Annotated in this window: 17 protein-coding genes; 2 read left to right on the top strand and 15 right to left on the bottom strand. The window is 44.1% G+C overall.

Annotated elements, in window-relative coordinates:
* Positions 1 to 121 precede the first annotated feature (121 nt).
* From licT (BLS69_RS05455) to BLS69_RS05425, 7 genes are all read right to left on the bottom strand, one after another.
* Complete coding sequence (licT, locus tag BLS69_RS05455; protein ID WP_091034839.1) at positions 122 to 961, bottom strand: BglG family transcription antiterminator LicT; 840 nt, start codon at positions 959 to 961, stop codon at positions 122 to 124.
* Between the two features lie 231 nt (positions 962 to 1,192).
* On the bottom strand, positions 1,193 to 1,510 hold the full coding sequence (locus BLS69_RS05450) for a hypothetical protein (protein WP_091029187.1): 318 nt from the start codon (positions 1,508 to 1,510) through the stop codon (positions 1,193 to 1,195).
* 38 nt (positions 1,511 to 1,548) lie between these two features.
* A complete protein-coding gene (locus BLS69_RS05445) occupies positions 1,549 to 2,109 on the bottom strand; it encodes a DEAD/DEAH box helicase family protein (RefSeq protein ID WP_091029185.1) in 561 nt (186 codons plus the stop codon).
* Between the two features lie 166 nt (positions 2,110 to 2,275).
* Positions 2,276 to 3,364, bottom strand: a complete 1,089-nt coding sequence (locus BLS69_RS05440; protein WP_176872604.1) for an acyltransferase — start codon at positions 3,362 to 3,364, stop codon at positions 2,276 to 2,278.
* Positions 3,365 to 3,504: 140 nt separating this feature from the next.
* On the bottom strand, positions 3,505 to 4,038 hold the full coding sequence (locus tag BLS69_RS05435) for a GNAT family N-acetyltransferase (RefSeq protein ID WP_091029181.1): 534 nt from the start codon (positions 4,036 to 4,038) through the stop codon (positions 3,505 to 3,507).
* On the bottom strand, positions 4,019 to 4,495 hold the full coding sequence (locus BLS69_RS05430; RefSeq protein ID WP_091029177.1) for a putative immunity protein: 477 nt from the start codon (positions 4,493 to 4,495) through the stop codon (positions 4,019 to 4,021). The genes BLS69_RS05435 and BLS69_RS05430 overlap by 20 nt, the downstream gene beginning before the upstream one ends.
* 115 nt (positions 4,496 to 4,610) lie before the next feature.
* On the bottom strand, positions 4,611 to 7,331 hold the full coding sequence (locus tag BLS69_RS05425) for an alpha-L-rhamnosidase (RefSeq protein ID WP_091029174.1): 2,721 nt from the start codon (positions 7,329 to 7,331) through the stop codon (positions 4,611 to 4,613).
* A 134-nt stretch (positions 7,332 to 7,465) separates the two neighbouring features.
* On the opposite strand from BLS69_RS05425, the gene BLS69_RS05420 reads away from it, so the two are divergent.
* Positions 7,466 to 8,350: an AraC family transcriptional regulator gene (locus tag BLS69_RS05420; RefSeq protein WP_091029172.1), complete on the top strand. Its 885-nt coding sequence runs from the start codon at positions 7,466 to 7,468 to the stop codon at positions 8,348 to 8,350.
* 5 nt (positions 8,351 to 8,355) lie between these two features.
* Here BLS69_RS05420 and BLS69_RS05415 read toward each other — a convergent pair whose 3' ends face one another.
* From BLS69_RS05415 to licT (BLS69_RS05400), 4 genes are all read right to left on the bottom strand, one after another.
* Complete coding sequence (locus tag BLS69_RS05415; RefSeq protein WP_047843459.1) at positions 8,356 to 8,922, bottom strand: 5' nucleotidase, NT5C type; 567 nt, start codon at positions 8,920 to 8,922, stop codon at positions 8,356 to 8,358.
* A 168-nt stretch (positions 8,923 to 9,090) separates the two neighbouring features.
* Positions 9,091 to 10,554 carry a glycoside hydrolase family 1 protein gene (locus tag BLS69_RS05410; protein WP_017687861.1) on the bottom strand — a complete coding sequence of 488 codons (1,464 nt, stop codon included), beginning with the start codon at positions 10,552 to 10,554 and terminating at the stop codon, positions 9,091 to 9,093.
* 49 nt (positions 10,555 to 10,603) lie between these two features.
* Positions 10,604 to 12,523, bottom strand: a complete 1,920-nt coding sequence (locus tag BLS69_RS05405) for a beta-glucoside-specific PTS transporter subunit IIABC (protein ID WP_091029170.1) — start codon at positions 12,521 to 12,523, stop codon at positions 10,604 to 10,606.
* 132 nt (positions 12,524 to 12,655) lie between these two features.
* Positions 12,656 to 13,510, bottom strand: a complete 855-nt coding sequence (gene licT, locus BLS69_RS05400; protein WP_091029168.1) for a BglG family transcription antiterminator LicT — start codon at positions 13,508 to 13,510, stop codon at positions 12,656 to 12,658.
* Positions 13,511 to 13,765: 255 nt separating this feature from the next.
* Between licT (BLS69_RS05400) and BLS69_RS05395 the strand changes: the two genes are divergently transcribed.
* A complete protein-coding gene (locus BLS69_RS05395; RefSeq protein ID WP_091029165.1) occupies positions 13,766 to 14,788 on the top strand; it encodes a hypothetical protein in 1,023 nt (340 codons plus the stop codon).
* A 170-nt stretch (positions 14,789 to 14,958) separates the two neighbouring features.
* Here the strand turns inward: BLS69_RS05395 and BLS69_RS05390 are convergent, their stop codons facing one another.
* The 4 genes from BLS69_RS05390 to zwf all read right to left on the bottom strand — a co-directional run bounded on the left by BLS69_RS05390 (position 14,959) and on the right by zwf (position 20,203).
* Positions 14,959 to 16,062: a metallophosphoesterase gene (locus BLS69_RS05390; RefSeq protein WP_091029161.1), complete on the bottom strand. Its 1,104-nt coding sequence runs from the start codon at positions 16,060 to 16,062 to the stop codon at positions 14,959 to 14,961.
* A gap of 246 nt (positions 16,063 to 16,308) precedes the next feature.
* The gene (gene gndA, locus BLS69_RS05385; RefSeq protein WP_091029159.1) at positions 16,309 to 17,727 is read right to left on the bottom strand and encodes an NADP-dependent phosphogluconate dehydrogenase; all 1,419 of its coding nucleotides are present in this window, start codon (positions 17,725 to 17,727) and stop codon (positions 16,309 to 16,311) included.
* Positions 17,728 to 17,977: 250 nt separating this feature from the next.
* Positions 17,978 to 18,643 (bottom strand): fructose-6-phosphate aldolase, encoded by a 666-nt coding sequence (fsa, locus tag BLS69_RS05380; protein WP_062835043.1) that lies wholly within the window; start codon positions 18,641 to 18,643, stop codon positions 17,978 to 17,980.
* A gap of 36 nt (positions 18,644 to 18,679) precedes the next feature.
* Positions 18,680 to 20,203 carry a glucose-6-phosphate dehydrogenase gene (gene zwf, locus BLS69_RS05375; protein WP_091029157.1) on the bottom strand — a complete coding sequence of 508 codons (1,524 nt, stop codon included), beginning with the start codon at positions 20,201 to 20,203 and terminating at the stop codon, positions 18,680 to 18,682.
* Between the last annotated feature and the right edge of the window lie 54 nt (positions 20,204 to 20,257).

Below are 20,257 nucleotides of genomic sequence, written 5' to 3'. Positions count from 1 at the left end.
GGAGAGAATAAAAAAACCTGAACATCTGAATGTATGGAACATCCGGTTAACGGTATGTTCTGTCATTCAAGCGTTCAGGTTTTGCCCTAGTGGTTGCAACCCTGCAAGCTGATCTATGGGATTATTCAGAAGTTGCATTCACAACTCTCTCAATATGAATCGTTAAGTACATCATTTCTTCGTCAGTTAGTTGATACGTGTAGTTGCTTTCAATGAATTTCTTGATTTTCTCCGAGCACTTGTGCGCTGCTGGATACTTTTTCTGAATCATCAGAAACAGTTCATCATCGTTGTTGCTCTTGTAATGTTTTCCCTTCACCAAACGTTGGGCGAAAAACTTCAAATGCGTCACAAAGCGATAAAATGTCAGTGAGTTCTCATCAAAATCAATCTTGAAATGATACTTGATGATTGTCAAAATTTCCTGCATGACCTGCGTCATACTCTTGATGTTGGGCATTTCCTCATTCAAAGCTGCATTGACAAAGTGAAGTGCCATAAAACCGGCTTCGTCCTCGGGCAAGATCACACCAAACTGATCACAGATCATATTGAGCGCTTCCATTCCGACTTCATATTCCTCTTTGTATAACTGCTTTGTCTCCCAGATTAAGCCGTTGCGTATGGGCAGATTCTTGCGATACCGCTCAATGGCAAAGTGAATATGGTCTGTGAGATGTAAGTAAATGCTCTCATTTAATTTCTTTCCAAGTTTTAGCTTGGCGTAAGCGATGATTTCCTCGGATACTTTCATGTATTCCAGAGGAATGCTTGAGATTAATGCCTTGAAGTTTTCCTGAATATCTTCATTCTGTAAAGTAAATATCTTGTCGATATGCTGCTCGGAAACCATATCACCCGCCCGCTTCTGATAAGCAATCCCCCGGCCAATGATAATAACTTCCTGCTCGTCATTCATTGCAACTACAGCATTATTGTTCAGCACCTTCTCGATTTTCACTTTATCACTCCAATATACAGAAAAAGACAAACCAATCCCTTTTCTCAAGGTATACGGCTTTGCCTGATTCAACAGTTACAACCCGATATGTTGTACGCGCTTCCCTCATAATATTACAAATTTCTACACAGTGCAACAAAAAGTTAATGTCGAATTAACATGACTCCCGATCTAGGTAAATATACTCACAGGAGTGTGCAAAACATGAATTATTTTACAAGGATTTATGGTTTATTGTTTTTTGCTTTCTTTCTCCAGTTCTGCTTCAATTCTTCGATTAATCATGTTCATTTCTTCTGCATCCAAACGATCAACTTGAGTGTATTCTTGATCCAACTCGTACTCTTGCGCCTCGCCTTTGTTCATTAGCCCCAGATGATTCTTGATGTCTCGGATATCTTCACGCATATGCATCGTGTGGCGGTATTGGTCTACAACAAGTGCAAAAATAATGCCCCCGGCCACTATCGGACCAAATGGGATCAGATAACATAAAACAAGTCCAATGAGCAAAAAATAACGAAATACATATGTAATGCCCCCTCTCATATAAAATATCTACTCTGCTAAGATAAACGTTTGATAGATTACAAATTAAATCGTTCCTGAATTAACTTTGCCACCTCATCCGGGCTCTTGTGTGTGTTATCAATCCGTATGTAGTGCTCATGCGTGATTTCTCCAGGTTCCGAATTCAGTCGATAATGCTTCATCGTATCTAGTAAATCTCGCTCAGACCACGCGATGTCTCGCTTTGTTGGCTTATGTAACAGGCGATGCGGACTTTTATTGCGCTCCAATCTTTCCGATGCATCGGCTTCCAGTTCCACATAACAGACCTGTCCTCCATTAGATTCGAATAACTCCCTGATTTGACGGATGTACTCTCCGTCTTTCGCCAAATCAAACGCCCATACAAAAGTAAAAATCAGACCCGGCAAATCACTCTTTGCCACTTCTTCAAAAATCTCCTGCCGGAACAGGCTCACCAGTCTTTTGCCTTGTGGTGTACCATAGCTGAAATAAGGAGACACCAATTCAATGGTCATATGGTTATGAAACAATTTAAGCTTTGTTATCTTCTCCAGTTCTTGCCCAACCGTCATTTTGCCCACAGCCTGCGGACCAAAAATAATCACCAATTTCATTTCGATCACTCCTGACAAGGTAGTGTTCATTCCATTAATTCAATTTTATGGACATTAAACTCTATAATACCTTCTTTAGGGCAAATAAAAAAGAGGTTTCAAGTGATTCCCTCAACGCGTGAGGGCTTGAAATCTCTTATCTTAAATGACATATGTTTATTTTAACTTAACGTCCAATCAGTACCCATCCCCACTTCATCCGGCGCAATCCCATCGCGCAGATCCATGAGATTAGGAGCGCTACAACATAAGATAGTATGATGCCTACGCTGAAGTGCCGAGCCAGTTCATCTGTGAATTCACGTCTCCAGAAGAGCAGTACGAGTGGATGCATTAAAAATACACCAAATGCAACGGTACCCAAGGAGTCCAAAACATGCGTAGCTTTACGAACTTCGGTATGTTTTCCTGTGCCGATTCGTTCAGTAAAGATCAGAAGGAGCAAGCAGGCTGACAGCGTAAACAGATTTCGGAACAGGAACAGCACGGTATAGATAATAACCGGGTATGCAGCGAAAGCGGTTTTGATATAAGCATTACCATATATAAAAATGGCACCTCCGCTCAACAATGCAACTATAAGCACATAACGGTGAGCATATAGTTTCTTCAATGCCCACTCAAAGTTCAACCCAACCCATGCGCCAAATCCAATCACGATCAGATAACTGGGTAACAAACTCCCTGTCCGTTCGAAGTGAAACTGCAAATGTAGTGCATAGAAGATCGCTTGGCCAGCAATAAAAAATAATGGCAAATAACGATTAAACAAACGATGTCGTGTAAGGGACAGAAGCCATGGAAAAACGATATAGAATTGAAGAATAATCAGAAAAAAGTACAAGTGCGTATGAGCGGTTCCCATCACTAATTGTTTGGCAAATTGAAAACCATGGGTCAAAGGTTCTTTGCCCGCAAGCAACTGTTTAATAGCAAAGTAGATAAGGGACCACACCACATAGGGTACAAATACATTAAATAAACGCTTCTTATAAAAAGCGAGCATCCAACCCTTCTCATTCACCTTGGAGCTGTAGTTGTAGAACAAGACCAGGGATGAAAGGAACAGAAACGCTGGAACGGCAAATTGCAAAAACGTGTTCCAGAAATAATACACATCATGATCTAATGTATGCTTGGGGTAATGCGCAACTGCAGTTGAAGTTGCATGAATAGCTACCACTGCCATGATGGCAAACGCACGATAGAGATCCAGGTACTCAATTCGCCGGGGCCGATTAACCGGTTGATTCATAAAGATAACCTCACTTGTGCCTGATATGGGATGATAGTTTCCGGCCGCAATCCAGATTCTATGCTTCATTTTAATCAGCACACGAGGGTAATACAATCATAATCCATATTATTTTCGTTATATTACATCATTATTCTGCATCATTCGACATTTTCTATCCAGAATCGTTCAACAATGTTGCCATTTGACTCCACATAGTCTTCATCCCGAATGCCACCATTTCGAAGGATAACCCTTCTGGAAGGCTCATTAACCGCATCGCATACGATCAATACTTTGGTAATTCCAAGCTCTCTCGTTTTCTCCAAAGAAAGCCTGAGTATTTCGGAACCATAGCCACTTTGCCGCTCTCCTGGACGAATACCATATCCAATATGCCCTCCACTGTTGAACAATTTGTCGTTAAGCTCATGCCTTATATTGACGGCACCCACGATTTGTTGACTCTCCGTGACCAGCCAGTATGTACTGTCTTTGACCCAGCCCTCCGGGATGTCGATCCCTTGTTCATTGCGCTGCAAAAACGCCAACATCTCATCGAACGCATAAGGATCTTTGGAAATGACCCATGGTACCATCACCTCTCCACTACTCACCCAGTCCTCATAAAATGCCAAATATGCATCCTTATACGCTTGTGACGGTTTAATCAATCTAACGTGTTCTTTCCCCATGACCCGTATTTCCTCCCAACAGATATTGATATTGCCACGTTCTCTCTTCCAGGACACGACGTTCTTGCTCTTCCATCAAACAGTCATAAAAGATAGCTTTCACTGCATACGTTGCGGCATGCACCGCATGGCCTTTGACATGGGCCGTTGCAGCTGCGTGTCCCGCCGCACGAGATGCAGCAGAGGCAGCGATATTATCGGCTTCCCGTGCAGCAGCATGAGCTGCAAAAGCGGCCTTTCGAGCATCAACCATGGTAATCTCTCCACGGATCCAACCTCTTCCTGCATTAATGGCATCACGGGCGCGGAGATCCTCCAACTGGTACGCCTCAAATATAGGCAAGACACGTGCCGCAGACTCCGTAGCCCAACAGGCCAATGTATGGTGATCTTGTTGCTTAGCTAAATCCTCTATTTCGCGGCGCAAAGGTACATCTTTGAATGCAGGTTCTGCCATGGTCATGCTCCTTTCATTGTTCAAAAACTACAAATTTACTCTCAGACAAGTTCCAAAAAGGACCTGCGTGTGAGCAGATCCTCTTCAACTGTACATCTTACCGCTTATTCTATTATTATACAGGCTCTGTCAATGTAACTTCCTGAACATCTCGTTCCTTCTTCATATCCGTGTCCTTGTACGTGAATTGGTATCTCCCAGATCCAAGTGTGACTTCAACATCGTCTCCAATGTTTTGAATATCCTGAACTCCACTTATCTGATCCAACGGGTTCCCTTGCTCCAGAACGATCTGTGAACCTGCTCCAGGAAGACGTACCGTACCTCTTGTGTTGGCAGGAATATGCACCCGAATCTCCATTTCACCCTCCGCCAGCCGTTGCCAGCTTGAAGCAACTTGACCATACATCGTCTCCAGACTCGCTTCTACCCAATCCAGTCCAGGTCCGGGTTGCGGCTCGATATGCACCATTCGGAATCCTGGCTGATGTTCATCGGACCGAATGCCAGCAACATAACGATACAACCATTCTCCAATCGCACCGTACGCATAGTGGTTAAATGAGTTCATATCAGCACTCCAGAGACTTCCATCCTCTTTGATCCCATCCCAATGTTCCCAGACAGTCGTTGCGCCTTGAGTCACCTGATATAGCCAGGATGGATAATCCTCTTGAAAAAGTAATGTATAAGCCAGGTCGTGAAGTCCCACATCACTCAGCACCGGATTTAGATAAGGTGTGCCCACGAAGCCTGTAGTAAGATGATTCCCCGCCTCTTTCACGAGTTTCGCCAATTGATCAACAGCACGAGTTCGGGCAGTGGCGTCCAGCAGCTCAAATTGGAGCGCAAGAACATGTGCTGTTTGCGTAGGAACAGCAATTTTGCCAGCTGGAGTCACGAATTCATTTCGAAACGCATGAACAATGTTTGTATGCAACTGCTTGTAATATTCTGCATCGTCTGTCTTTCCAAGTACCTCAGCCGCTTTTTGTGTTAACGAAACCGAATAGGCATAGAATGCAGTTGCCACATAATCCGTGTCCGTTGCGCCGACATAACTATCGGGCTTGGAGTCCAGTCCCAGCCAATCGCCAAAGTGGAATCCCGTGTTCCACAGGTACGGATTGTCACCCTGCGCGTGAATATACTCAACCCACCGCTTCATACTCTCATATTGTTCGGCCAGCAATCTGGCATCCCCATACATCTCATAGATGGTCCAAGGACAGATGACTGCTGCATCACCCCAAGCGGCGGAGGAATGACTGGTGTCTCCCCACCCTTCTGAGGTGGAACTTCTCAGATCCGGAACAAAGAATGGAATACCGCCATCTTCTCCCTGATCCGCTTCCAGATCCCGCAGCCATTTGGTGAAGAAGGGAGCCGTATTCATCAGGTAGGAGGACGTGCGGATAAACATCTGTGCATCCCCGGTCCATCCGAGCCGTTCATCCCTCTGTGGACAGTCTGTCGGCACATCAAGGAAATTCCCCTTTTGCCCCCACAATATATTGTGATGCAGTTGGTTCACCAGTGGACTGGAGCATGAGAACTGGCCTATTTGCTCCATATTCGAGTGCAGCACTATTCCGGTGAATTCATCCAGACAAACGTGTTCCGGGAAGCCAACCAGCTTCACATATCGGAACCCTTGGAACGTAAAATGCGGCTCAAATGTTTCCACTCCATCCCCCTTGCAAGTGTAGCGAATACACTGCTTGGCGGCGCGAAGATTATTGGTGTAGAAGTTGCCTTGATGATCCAATATCTCAGCATGGTGCAGCTCAACCGTCTGACCCTCCTTACCTTGAATGCTGAATCTCACCCATCCCACCATATTCTGCCCCATATCTATTACACGATCTCCCTGTGGGGTTGTTAACAAAGCGATTGGCTGTAGCTGTTCTACTTGGGTGACGGGTACGTTCTCCTGCGCAACGATGATATCTTTGGGATGATCCAGTACGTTCACAGGTGCCCAATTCGTCTGAGATGAATCCGACCAATCAGACTCCATTTGTGCATCATACGTCTCCCCCATATAGATGTCCGACATACGAATCGCACTAGGAGCAGCGGTCCAATCCCCACCAGATAAAATCCATTCCTCCGATCCATCTGCGTATTTCATATGCAGTTCCAGCAGCAATGCGGACGTTGAACCAAATATCTCCCGTTCTTTGTTCCAGCCGAGATACCCTCGGTACCAGCCATCACCCAGATAAGCGCCTAATATGTTCTGCCCATCCTGAAGTAGATGAGTTACATCATAGGTTTGATATTGTAATCGCTTACGATAAGAGGTCCAACCAGGTGTAAAATAATCTTCTCCTACTCTTGTGTTGTTCATATGCAACTCGTATAATCCAAGTGCTGTCACATATATTCTGGCAGACGTAACAGGTTGTTTCACATTAAACTGCTTGCGCATACGTGGGCATGACGTATCTCCATCATCTGATGGTTGAGCTGTGATCCATTCTGCTTGCCACTTGTTATGACTATCCTTAAGTCCCATCTCGAAATAAGCCGTTTCGGACCAGCCCGAATCACTTCCTGCATCATCCCATGCCTGAATTCGGTAGTTGTATCTCGTTCGCGGAGAAGGCTGAAAATGGTTTAATTCCACATGTATGGATTGATCCGTGCTTATCTTGCCAGAATCCCATGCAATCTCATCAAAATCTTCTGACAGGCAAAGCTGGATCTGGTATGCGGATTGCATGCAGTTTCGACGATCAGACTGCAACTGCCAGCTTAATCTCGGTGATTTGACATCAAGGCCTATCGGATTGATTCTATACTCACAGCGAAGGTGACTAACGTTGAACATTAGCAGATCGTCCTTTCCATCTTGGCTTCCCATTCGGGGTTACGATATAATTATATCGATCCTGTTGCCCTAAATACCCGGTAATCAGGACTATTTCATCCGGTGATTCAGCCATTTGTGCGAGGAGGTTGCTTGTGAATTCATCTGTACAACTCATGAAAAGCGAATACTTTCTGCATAATCATCTGCAACTTTTTGTCAATCGTTGCTCTGAAGATTTTGTGCTTCCTTTTCACGCACATGATTTTATTGAGTATAGTTATGTTGCCGAAGGAAAGGGCTTTCATCATATCGGTGAAGATGTCATTCCGGTGACAAAAGGGATGCTGTTTGTTATTCCTGTCGGCGTTCCTCATGTCTTTCGTCCTGTGAGTACAAACGTAACCGAACATCCGTTAATTCTATATAATTGCTTATTTAATGCTGAATTGATCAACACGCTGACAGCGATCATTCAGGAAAAAGAAATCATCCATCATCTGTTGGATCTGGCACAAAATCAAGTTCCTTATATATCCGTTGTGGATCACAACGATCGGATTGAAGAACTAATGGTGAAGATGTACCGTGAATCCTCCGTTCCCGGAATCGGTTCGTCTACCATGTTATACACCCTGGTGAGCCAGTTGGTATTGATGACCTACAGACAACTTTATCAAGAGGTTCAGGATGAAGCGATTCATTCCACTGATTTTGAGTACATTCTTCACTATCTCAAACAACACGTGAGCGACCGAATCCGAATATCTGATCTGGTACGTGTATCAGGCTGGAGCGAAAAGCAAATTGGACGAATGTTTCTTCGGCATACCGGACAGACCTTTAGCGCCCACCTGCAACATCTCCGTATACAAAAAAGCTGTGAACTGCTTAAGAGTTCACGGCACAAAGTCAGCCTGATTGCCGAGCTGGTCGGATATCGGGATATGGATTCATTCTATGCTGCATTCAAAAAAATAACAGGCGAAACACCTCTCGCCTATCGCAAAAAATCCAGAGCACAGCACTCTGGACAATAAGGCTTTCAGACACCAACAACCTGTAACACTTCATCTATGTATGCCTTGGCCTCTTTCCATGAAGACATCAAAGGAAAGTTGTATCGCTCACGCTCCTGTATATTCCATGGATGCGGGATACAGATGACCTTTTTGCCATCCTCATGCGCGGGAATCAAATTATGTGCCCCATCATCAATAAGCAAATCAAAAGCGAGCAGATTTTTTCTTTTGCATGTAATAAACTGTTCTGCGGTTATAAAAGGCATGTGCTGCTGAAGCCAGTTCCACTTCTCAACAACTGTTCTTGGTTCTGCTGCCGTCACAACAATAACATCATAAGCATCGTTCAGCTTTCGCATCTCATCTACAACATATTCGTCGTATAACTCCAATTCCTCGAACAGACCCGGCCGACCATAAAATACATCATGCGTGCTCTCTGGATGACGCAAATGGGATGTATCCCAATGAATCATATCCTCATAGCGCAACGGATGGGTCGGGAAGTTGAGGTTGTTGTGATATATAGCCCGCTTGACCAGATGACATATCGTGTCATCCATATCTACAGCAATTATAGGCTTCTTCATGGTTATCCCTCCCCCAATACGATCACAGTATACCATCAAGAATGTTATGTAGTCATCTTTTTTACCTTAAAATGCCAATAGCGTTGATGAGAATTCCACCTGATTATATTAAAAAGGCGCCCCGGCGCCGTAATACCAGCTACGTCCGGGGTGCCTATATAGGTTGATCTATTCCAAGTTCTCGCCATTTGAGGCAATGACTTTTTGGTACCAGCCAAAGCTTTTTTTCTTATACCGATTCAATGTGCCTTGTCCGTTGTCATCCTGATCCACGTAGATTACGCCATAACGCTTGGACATTTCTGAAGTGGATGCACTGATGATATCAATTGCTCCCCAGTTGGTATATCCCATCAGGTCCACACCATCCATAACGGCTTCTTTCATCTGTGTGATATGTTTTCTCAGATAATCAATACGGTAATCATCGTTGATGGAACCGTCTGCTTCAACGGTATCTTTGGCACCAAGGCCGTTCTCCACCACAAACAATGGCAGTTGATAACGATCATACAGCTCTTTCAGTGCAACGCGCAGACCGATTGGATCAAGCTGCCAGCCCCACTCCGTACGCTCCAGATTCGGGTTCTTAATCGTACTGTACAGGTTACCACCCGTCACTCCATACTCCTCTGGGTTCACTGCGGACACCAAGGATGTGTAATAACTGAACGAGATGAAATCAACCGTGTGCTCACGCAGGATCTGCTCATCTCCTGGTTCCATGGCAATCGTAATCCCGTTCTCTGCCCAGTACCGAGCCATGAACGTTGGATAACTACCACGAACTTGTACATCCGTATGCAGCAGGTTCAGCTGGTTATCAATCTGTGCTTGCAGTACATCCTCTGGCTTCGACGTCGCCGGGTAGTGAATCATACGTGCAAGCATACATCCAATCTGGAAGTTCGGGTTAATCTGACGTGCTTTCTCTGTCACCAGGCTGCTGGCTACAAATTGATGATGAAGTGCCTGATAAGAAGCCTGCATCGTGTTTTCAACCCGGTCTTCAATAATACCGCCGCCTGTGAATGGTTCAATAATCGTTGTGTTAATCTCATTAAACGTCAACCAGTATTTGACTTTGTCCTTGTATCGGTTCATCACGGTTTCCGCATATCTTACAAAATGTCCAATCACTTCACGGCCAGCCCAGCCGTTATATTTCAGAACAAGTGCCATAGGCATCTCATAATGCGAGAGGGTTACAAGTGGTTCGATATCGTATTTCCGGAGTTCATCGAACACTTCGTCATAGAAACGCAGTCCCTCTTCATTTGGCTCGGCATCATAACCGTTCGGGAAAATACGCGGCCAGTTGATGGACAGACGGAATGTCTTGAAGCCCAGCTCGGCGAACAGCGCAATATCCTCTTTGAAACGGTGGTAAAAATCAATCCCGTAACGCTTCGGATAACCTTCTGCACTGTGATGTGCCATCGCTTTCTCGACCGTTGCACTCGTAACATGCATCAGTTCTCTAAGGTTGGTATAATCCTTTTTTTCAAAATAAGGAACCATGTCGGCTGTCGACCATCCTTTGCCACCAGCGTCAAATCCACCTTCAGCCTGGTTAGCGGCAATAGCGCCGCCCCATAGAAAACCTTCTGGAAACCCTTGTCGATTAATCATCCGTATCTCTCCTTCTTTTGTTGATGTTATTAGTCCTAAGACGAACAGTTTAGATCTCAGCTTTCAATACGTCTTCACCGATCGTGATTTCGCCCAATTTCACAGGTAGAACCTGCTTGTAATCAGCCGTATTGGTAACAACCATAGCGGTTGTGATGTCGTATTCTTTTGCAATCTCGGCCAGTTCAAATGTGAGTAACTTGTCTCCAGCATGAACACGTGCTCCTGTAGTAACATGTGCATCAAAATACTGTCCACGCAACTTCACAGTGTTAATTCCAACATGAATCAACAATTCCATTCCGTTATCACTGCGGACAACGATCGCATGTTTTGTTTTGAACACATTCATGATGGTACCTGTCACTGGAGATACCAATTCGCCCACCGTTGGAACAAATGCCACACCTTTACCCATCAATTCATCACCAAACGTTGGATCGTTAACTTCTTTGAGCGGGATGGATTTACCTGTCATCGGTGCAACAGCTATTGCATCACTCGTTGGTGTTGGATCGCCCATGTCTTCCACGTTCACGGTTGCTGCATCGTTGGAAACAGCTTTCGCTGGTGCTGTAGAAGCACCAGGTGAGAATTGAGCTAACGCCTCTGCGTCTCCTTCTTCTTCCTTAATACCAAATATCGTAGACATGATTGCACCCACGATAAAGGCCAAAATCATACCCCCAAAGGAATACCAGAAGGTCTGTCCGATCAGGGAAGGAAGTCCTGGGAGACCACCGTTACCCGCAAGAACGTAAGCTTTCGCGCCAAAAGCAAGGGCGAATCCGCCACCCACTGCACTACCAATCATGGCTGCGGCAAATGGTTTTTTATACTTCATGTTAACCCCGTACATAGCCGGCTCCGTTACACCCATCAGAGCTGTGAAGCTCGTTGACAATGCCACGGTTTTAAGTTTTTTATCTTTCGCCCGGAAGAATACGCCGAGTGTTGCACCAGCCTGACCCATATTGGAGATAAAGGTCAATGGCAAGAATTTATCAAAGCCCAGTGTAGCGATATTACTCAGGATGATCGGCACAAGTGCATAGTGCATTCCTGTCATAATAATGAGCGCCATCGCGCCGCCAAGAACAATACCTGCAATCAATCCGCCTTCATTCAACAGCCAGTTGATACCGCCAGACAATCCGCTACCTACAAATGTACCCAATGGACCAATTGCAATCAGCGTTACCGGAACCATTACAAGCAAGGTAATCAGTGGCACAAGCAATAGCTTGAGCGCAGCAGGGATAACACGGTCAACCCATTTCTCAACATAGGACATCAACCATACTGCAAGAAGAATCGGGATAACCGATGAAGCATAACTTACTGCTGTAACCGGGATTCCCAAAAATCCAACCGATTCACCGCTAGATAACAATGCTGTCATGTCTGGATACATGAGTGCCGTACCTAGTGCAATCGCAACAAACGGGTTACTGCCGAATTTACGAGCAGCGCTGACTGCAATCAGTAAAGGCAGGTAGTGGAATACGCCGTCACCGATGGCTGAAAGAATACGATACGTATCCGTTCCGGCAGACATCCAACCTACGGACACGAATAGTGCAAGTAATCCTTTGAGCATACCTGCGGCAGTAATCGCTGGAAGCATTGGAGCAAAGACACCTGCGATTGTTTCAAAAATTTTCAGCACGACATTTTGTTTTTTATCCGACTTTGGCTCTTTGTTTTCTGCAGTTTGCTGGATTGCCGGATTTTCCTTCACCATAGCGTCGAATACTTTCGACACGTCATTACCGATAATGACCTGGAATTGATCACCGGAAACATTCGTTCCCATGACTTTATCCAATTTCTTGAGTGAGCCGTTATCAACTTTCTCGTTGTCTTTCAGATCAAAGCGCAAACGTGTGACGCAGTGATAAACTGAGTTAATATTGTTTGTTCCCCCAACGGCTTTAATGATTTCCTGCGCCGTTTCCTGATGTTTCATGATGTTTTCCTCCTCATTTTTCCAATAAAAAATACCCGAACGAATCTAGCGCATATTGATGGCGCCATCTCATTCGGGTATTGCCTGATTGAACAGTAACAAGCCCATAGGATATCCAGTTGTGATTTGATTCTATTGCGTGGACTTTTCGTCCCGCTTGGTTTTCATCAGACGTTCCAGATGGAGCGTTAGATATAACTGCTCAGAGTGAGTCATGTCATACTGATAGTTCTTATGGATAAAAGTCTCGATCTTGCCAATACATTTGAATGTCTCCGGATAGTTTTTCCGAACCACTTCATATAAATACTCCTCGGCATCATCATGTGAAGAATGGGTAATGACACGCTGACAGAAATATTTCAAATGGGTGATGAAGCGGAAATAGTTGACGCTATCTTCATCCAATTCGACGTTGAAGTGATATTTGATGATATTCATAATCTCCTGCAACAGCTGCATCAGATGAGTGACATCGTTCATGGAATCATTGACTTCCGCATTGATGAAATGTAAGGCAATATTACAGATTTCATCTTTGGGAAACTCAATATCCAGTCTTTCCTTCAGCAAGGTCAGTGCTTCTCTGGCCACATCATACTCCGCCTTATAGAAATGCTGAACTTCCCAAGAAAGTGGATTACGAGTAATCATTCCTTTTTCCAAGCGTTGAACGGCAAAGTGAATGTGATCAGACAGCGAGACATAGATCCCGTCACTGATGGTTTTGTTCAATTGCGTTCGTGCCAGTGTCACAATATCATCTGTTGCCTGCAGAATCTCAATCGGCACTTCAGCTACGATGGATTTGAATTTCTCATAAATCGATGCATCCTGAAGACGAAATATCTTCTCAATCCGCTCTTCATCAATCTCATCGCCTGCTTTGAACTTAAATCCGATACCCCGGCCGAGGATCAGTAGTTCCTGATTTTTGTCATCCACGGTACTGACAATATTGTTATTAAATATCTGTTTAATAATCATTATGGACCCACCTGGTTTTTTTTGAGGAATAAAAAAGGGCAAAACCAAAACAGAAATAATAAAATCATTTCCATAGTGGTTTTGCCCGCATTACCGGTAACAAGCCTCGGATCTAATTTATCATAACCTGAAAACGGTGTCAACAGGAAACCGATGTTTGGGTTATTATGTTTATGCAACATTTTACTTTTATGTTACATTAAATGATATGTAAGCATTATTTAGTATGGCCTAAACTAAACAGGAGGATTCATTTTGAAAAAAATCGTTTCAATGACTGTATTCATTGCTGCCATGTCACTCTTATTATCTGCGCCACTCACCTTGGCCGCAAACTCCAATGACCTCTCGTTGATTGAGAATCAAGAGTCTGCTGACCAGCTGGATCGGAAGACACAACAACTTTTAAGTGATGAACTAGTTAAACTCGTGGGGAAACAGAGCATTCAATTCACCACAATAGACAGATCATTTGATCCGTGGGTCATTAACGGAACTATTGATGGAACCGGGTTCGCCTATTTCACACAAACATACGATCCTGATACAAATCGTGTCGCGTCCACCCATATCATGTATGATAACGCTGATCTGAATAAAGTCATGGATAATGCGCTGCGCCTGAAGCTTGATGCCTTCTTAAAAACGTTTGAAGATGAAGATATCTTCATTAAAGGTGGTTTCTGGCGTTTCAAAGCCAATGATCCAGAACATGGACATTTACTTCAAAACTACTGGGTCATCTTTGGACCAAGTCAACAACTTTACATCGATGTGGACAAAGGTAATCAAATGTCGGCAATTCTGCAATATAAAATCGATGATTCCTATGCCTGGATGACAAACATAGCACGAAATTCACTCAAAACACTTGGAATACCCTCAGTAAAAGCTTTTGATTACACCTTATTTACCGTAGAAGGAAAAGATATGTTATGGCAGTATAGGGATGACGACAATCTAAATTACGTACATATCGGCAGCAAGACCGGAAAGGTATGGAAAGTCACCAACGAACTAGGTATCAACTGGAAAAATGATACTGATTTCAAAAAGTCTTTTGCCAAGCCCAAGCTCAGCAAAAACAAAGCACTATCCATTGCTGCACCTACAGTCAGATCTATATTTGATATTGAGCTAAAAGGTTATTCCGTTCGTATCCAAGAAAACGAATACACCTTTACAAAAAAAGGAGCCACAACGCTTATCGGTAAAATCAATACAAAAGGCGCATTTTATTCGTTTGAAGCCATTCCTTCAAAAGGGGTAAGAAACTAACTTACATAATAAAAAACAGGCGGCTTGAAGCGCCGATTTAAAATTGCATAAGAAATACTCCGCTTTATGACGACAGTAGATTTAATCTTGTCATCATAAAAGCGGAGCCGGTATCATCAATCTACGCTTGACGTGCTTATAAGGCAGCCCTCCTCTCGAAGGGCCTTTCATCATTGCTGGAACGTCACATTAATCTGTACAATCTCCGAACGACTACTAGTACGAATTGGAGGTCCCCAGAAGCCAAATCCTGAGGTTACGATGGAGTGCATAGAACCTTTTTGCAGATAACCCCAATCATTCTCGTAAATAGCCTGTGTGATGAACTGAGCCGGTGCAATTTGACCACGGTGGGTGTGACCGGATACCACCAGATCTACATTGTTCTGTTCCGCAATATCCAGATCATACGGCTGATGATCCATCATAAGTACCGGTTGGCTCAAGTCCGTATTTTGCATTAATGAAGCTACTTCTGCTCGATCCTTCTCTGTGCGATCTTTCCGACCAATGAGGGTGATCTTGTCATCCAAAACGATTTTGTCATCGTACAGAACTTGCATGTTGCTCTTCTCCAGCGCAGCAATCAGATCTTCAATCGGACCATCGAACTTATCGTGATTCCCGAGTGAAGCATAGACGCCGTATGGAGCCTGAATGTCACTGATAATATCGGCAATTCCGCTATTGAGGTACATATCCAGATTGTCATCAATAATATCTCCAGGATACAGCACCAGATCCGGCTTCAGTGCATTAATTTCCTCCACCATGCGTTTGGCATGTGCAGGGCCAGACAGAAGTCCGAAGTGCATATCGGCAGCCATGACAATGTTGAGCTTGTCTACACCTTCTACTTTTTTATCAATCTGGATATTATATGTTCTCACTACAGGGCTGTAGGCGTTGAAAATTCCGTAACCCAATGTGGACACTAACAGCACCAGCGTAACAACTCCCGCCCATTTCTGTGTGTGATGTCTTGGAATACGGGTTAATCTCAGCAACCACATCGTGAGGTGAACGACGGGCAGGATCAACAATAACAACGAGAAGATTGCCAGCCAGTAAGAACCGATGATACCGAGGAACGAAATGCTTCCAAATACCCGTGCCAGAATGAAGGAAATGGCAAGGAATACAAGTGCTATAATATAAAACCATCGAAATCTGGCGGACACAACTGGTTTCATCCAACTCCAACCGCTCCAGCCTATGTAGAACACTAATAAACCGTATACGACCAAAAACAATATCCCTGCTAATACAAACATGCCCGGTCTAACCTCCACGTCAATAAGTTGTATTCTGAATTTTCATCACGGACAACGGTCCGTCTGAACAAGTATAACGTAGTTGAAGGGTCAGATCATCTGTTTGCCAAACCCAGATTCGTACATTTTATTACAATTTGATGATATTCAAATTCGAACCATTAACGAGAAAAAGCATTCCCGCAGCCGCCCTGAATAGCTAAATTCAAGGACAACTGCAGGAATGCTATATTTTCTGAATTAAAATTACTCGTTTGTGTCCATCCACTGGAAGTGGAATGAACCTTCTTTGTCCACACGTTTGAATGTGTGAGCACCGAAGTAGTCACGTTGTGCTTGCAGCAAGTTTGCTGGCAAACGCTCTGTACGGTAGCTGTCGTAGTAAGAAAGAGCGCTGGAGAAGCCTGGTACCGGAATACCTTGTTTTACAGCAGCTGCTATAACTTCACGCCATGCACCTTGATAAGACTCAACGATGTTTTGGAAGTAAGGATCCAAAAGCAGGTTTTTCAGAGCTGCGTCCTTATCATAAGCTTCTTTGATATTTTGCAGGAATTGCGAACGGATGATACAGCCGCCACGGAAGATCATGGCAATGTTACCGTATTTCAGATCCCAGCCGTATTCATCGGAAGCTGCACGCATTTGTGCAAATCCTTGTGCATAGGATACGATTTTACTTGCAAACAATGCTTTACGCACGTTCTCGATGAACGCTTTTTTGTCGCCAGAGAATGCTTCAGTTGCTGGTCCACTTAGGATTTTGCTAGCTGCTACACGCTCGTCCTTCATCGCAGACAGGAAACGGGAGAATACGGATTCCGTAATCATGGACAATGGTACGCCGAGATCCAGCGCGCTTTGGCTTGTCCATTTACCTGTTCCTTTTTGTCCAGCCGCGTCCAGAATAACGTCAACCATTGGTTTACCCGTTTCAGGATCGTATTTGGAGAAGATATCTGCAGTGATTTCAATCAGGTAGCTGTCCAGCTCCCCTTGATTCCACTCAGTGAAGATCTCATGCAACTCTTCAACGGAAACGTTCAATACGGATTTGAGCAAGTGATAAGCTTCACCAATCAACTGCATATCTCCGTACTCGATACCGTTATGCACCATTTTCACATAGTGTCCGGCACCGTCTGGTCCGATATATGTGCTGCAAGCGTCATCGCCAACTTTAGCGGAGATCGCTGTCAGGATCGGTTCTACCAACTGATAAGCACTTTCCTGACCGCCTGGCATGATTGCCGGGCCTTTCAGTGCGCCTTCTTCACCACCGGATACACCTGCTCCGATGAATCGGAAACCTTTTTCTTCCAGTTCTTTACTGCGACGTTGTGTGTCAGGGAAGTAAGCATTACCTCCATCGATAATAATGTCGCCTTGATCTAGATGAGGAAGCAGTTGCTCGATCGTTGCATCTGTTGCTTTACCTGCTTGCACCATGATCAGAATTTTACGCGGAGACTCCAGGGATTCCACGAATTCTTCAATGGTGAACGCACCTGTCAGGTTTTTACCTTCAGCTTCTTTCAGAAGATCGTTCGTTTTCTCTGGGGAACGATTAAATACCGATACCGAGAAACCTTTACTTTCAATATTCAAAGCCAGGTTTTTACCCATTACTGCCAATCCAATAACACCAATCTGTTGTTTACTCATTATGTCCTCCCAATGCTCCATGATTTATATAGTTTTATAGAGGGTGTTCAAAAAGTCCGCTTTTGATTACGAAGAATGCCTAAAGGCATCATCAGCATCGAATATGGGATTCAGCCGAAATGTCCGTTGCTCACGTAGTTTCCTACGCTCCGCTACTCCATTTCTAGCTTCATTCCATCTTCTCGATACTGAAAACCGACCTTTTTGAACACGTATTTATTGTAAGTTGAAACGAATAAATGTTCAGTGATTATTGTACTGTTTTTTTCCAGTCAGCTGCAAATTTGTCCATACCTTGATCTGTCAGCGGGTGTTTGGAGATCTGTTCAATGACGGAGAATGGAACAGTAGCGATATGTGCTCCCGCCATTGCTACACGTGTAACGTGATCCGGATGTCTTACAGAAGCCGCAATAATCTGTGCATCCAGGTTATGTGTACGGAACAATTCAGCAATTTTGGTAACCAATTGTACGCCATCTTCGGAGATATCATCAAGACGACCCAGGAATGGAGATACATATGTTGCACCAGCACGAGCAGCCAGAAGCGCCTGGTTCACAGTGAAGATCAACGTTACGTTGGTTTTCACGCCTTTTTTGGTCAAGTAACGGCAAGCTTCAAGTCCTGCAAGTGTCATTGGCAATTTGATCGTAATGTTTTTGTCACTGTTGTTAATTTTGATCAATTCTTCTGCTTGCGCGATCATTTCTTCAGCAGTAAGGGCATCTGGTGTCACTTCCGCAGAAACGGACTCCACTTCAGGTACCAAACGCAAGATTTCTTCAATACGATCTTCGAATTTCACGCCTTCTTTGGCTACCAAAGATGGGTTTGTTGTTACGCCAGACAATACGCCGATTTTGTATGCTTTTTGGATATCTTCCACGTTAGCTGTATCGATAAAAAATTTCATGATTAAAATACCTCCAGATATATTTTTTATTTTGGTTTAGAGATTCGCATTAACCGCCAAGGGTATGCTATTTGTAACTACAGACTCCTGATCCGCCGGCTCATCAAACCACCAGTGGTGACCTTCTTCTTCAAGCATAACATCTGATTCAACCGGTCCATAGCTACCCGCAGGATACAGGTGAAGTGGCAACAGATTTTCCTGGAATGCATCCAGAATTGGCTGCACCCATGCCCATGACAATTCTACTTCATCCCAGTGGGCAAAGAAGGTTGGATCACCCAGCAAAGCATCACGAATCAGATTCTCGTAAGCTTCCGCAAGGTCACCTTTGTCCGGAGAAAGATCAATATGAACCGGTTTGAATTCACCTTTATTCTCAGGATCACTTGCATTCAGTTGCAGTGTCATGCTCTGATCCGGACTCATCTCAATGACGAGCAGGTTTGGTTTGGAACCCTTGTTTTTCAGCACATTTGTCTGTCCTGAAGGTTCTTTGAATTCAATCACGATACGTGTTGATTTCTCCTTCATTCTTTTACCCGTGCGAATGTAAAACGGAACACCACGCCAGAAGAAATCATCAATTTGCAATTTGGCAGCAATGAATGTGTCATTCATCGTGTTCTCCGCTACACCTGGTTCAGCAACATAAGCATTAACCGGTTTGCCTTGAATGTTGCCTGCCGCATACTGCCCACGGATGATGTTTGCGCCCACAGTTTGTTTTTGTAACGGCTGGATCGATTCCATGATGTGCTTTTTCTTCAATCCAACTTTTTCGGAAGTACTGTTGTAAGGAAGCTGAATCGCCATCATCATGAGCAATTGCAACATATGATTCTGGAACATGTCTCGCACAGCGCCTACATGATCATAATAGGATGCACGTTCTTCGACACCTACAGTCTCATTCGCCGTAATTTGCACATTGGAGATGTAACGATTGTTCCATAACGCCTTCATGATTGGGTTACTTTGATGCAACGTCTCCAGACGCTGTACCATCGGTTTGCCCAAATAGTGGTCAATCCGATAAATCTCTTCCTCCGTGAACGATTCGCTTAATTTGCGATTAAGGTCTCGGGCGGATTGCAGATCGTGACCAAATGGTTTCTCGATGACGAGACGCTTCCAGCCCTCTGTGGAACCCAGCCCACTTTGTTGAATATTCTCGGCAATCGGTTCGAAGAATTCCGGACCAACCGAGAGATAAAACAAGCGATTGGACGGAATGCCAAGCTCAGCTTCTCTTTGTTCAACTAATCCCAACAGCTTTATATAATCTTCCTTATGGCTTATATTCAATACACTGTAGCGAAAAGCTTTCACAAATGACTTCACAACTTCAGGATCAGCCTGGCGTCTGGAAAATTCATTAAGTGATTTTTCCACTTGTGCCTGAAAGAATTCATCAGACCACTCTCTACGCCCCAGACCAATCAATGAGAAGGTTTCAGGAAGCTTCTGCTCAAGATATAAGTTATATAAGGCAGGATATATTTTTCTTTTGGCTAAATCGCCAGTAGCACCAAATAAAACAATGGTAGTTGGTTCCATCTCACCGTTCTCCTTCCAAGTAACTCTGGTTTCTTTGTTGTAGTTACACTATAA

Source organism: Paenibacillus sp. CF095, from assembly GCF_900101225.1.
In the GTDB taxonomy this organism is placed as follows: Bacteria; Bacillota; Bacilli; order Paenibacillales; family Paenibacillaceae; genus Paenibacillus.
Note: the sequence above shows the minus strand (reverse complement) of the source record. Positions and strands in the feature narration are given on the sequence as shown.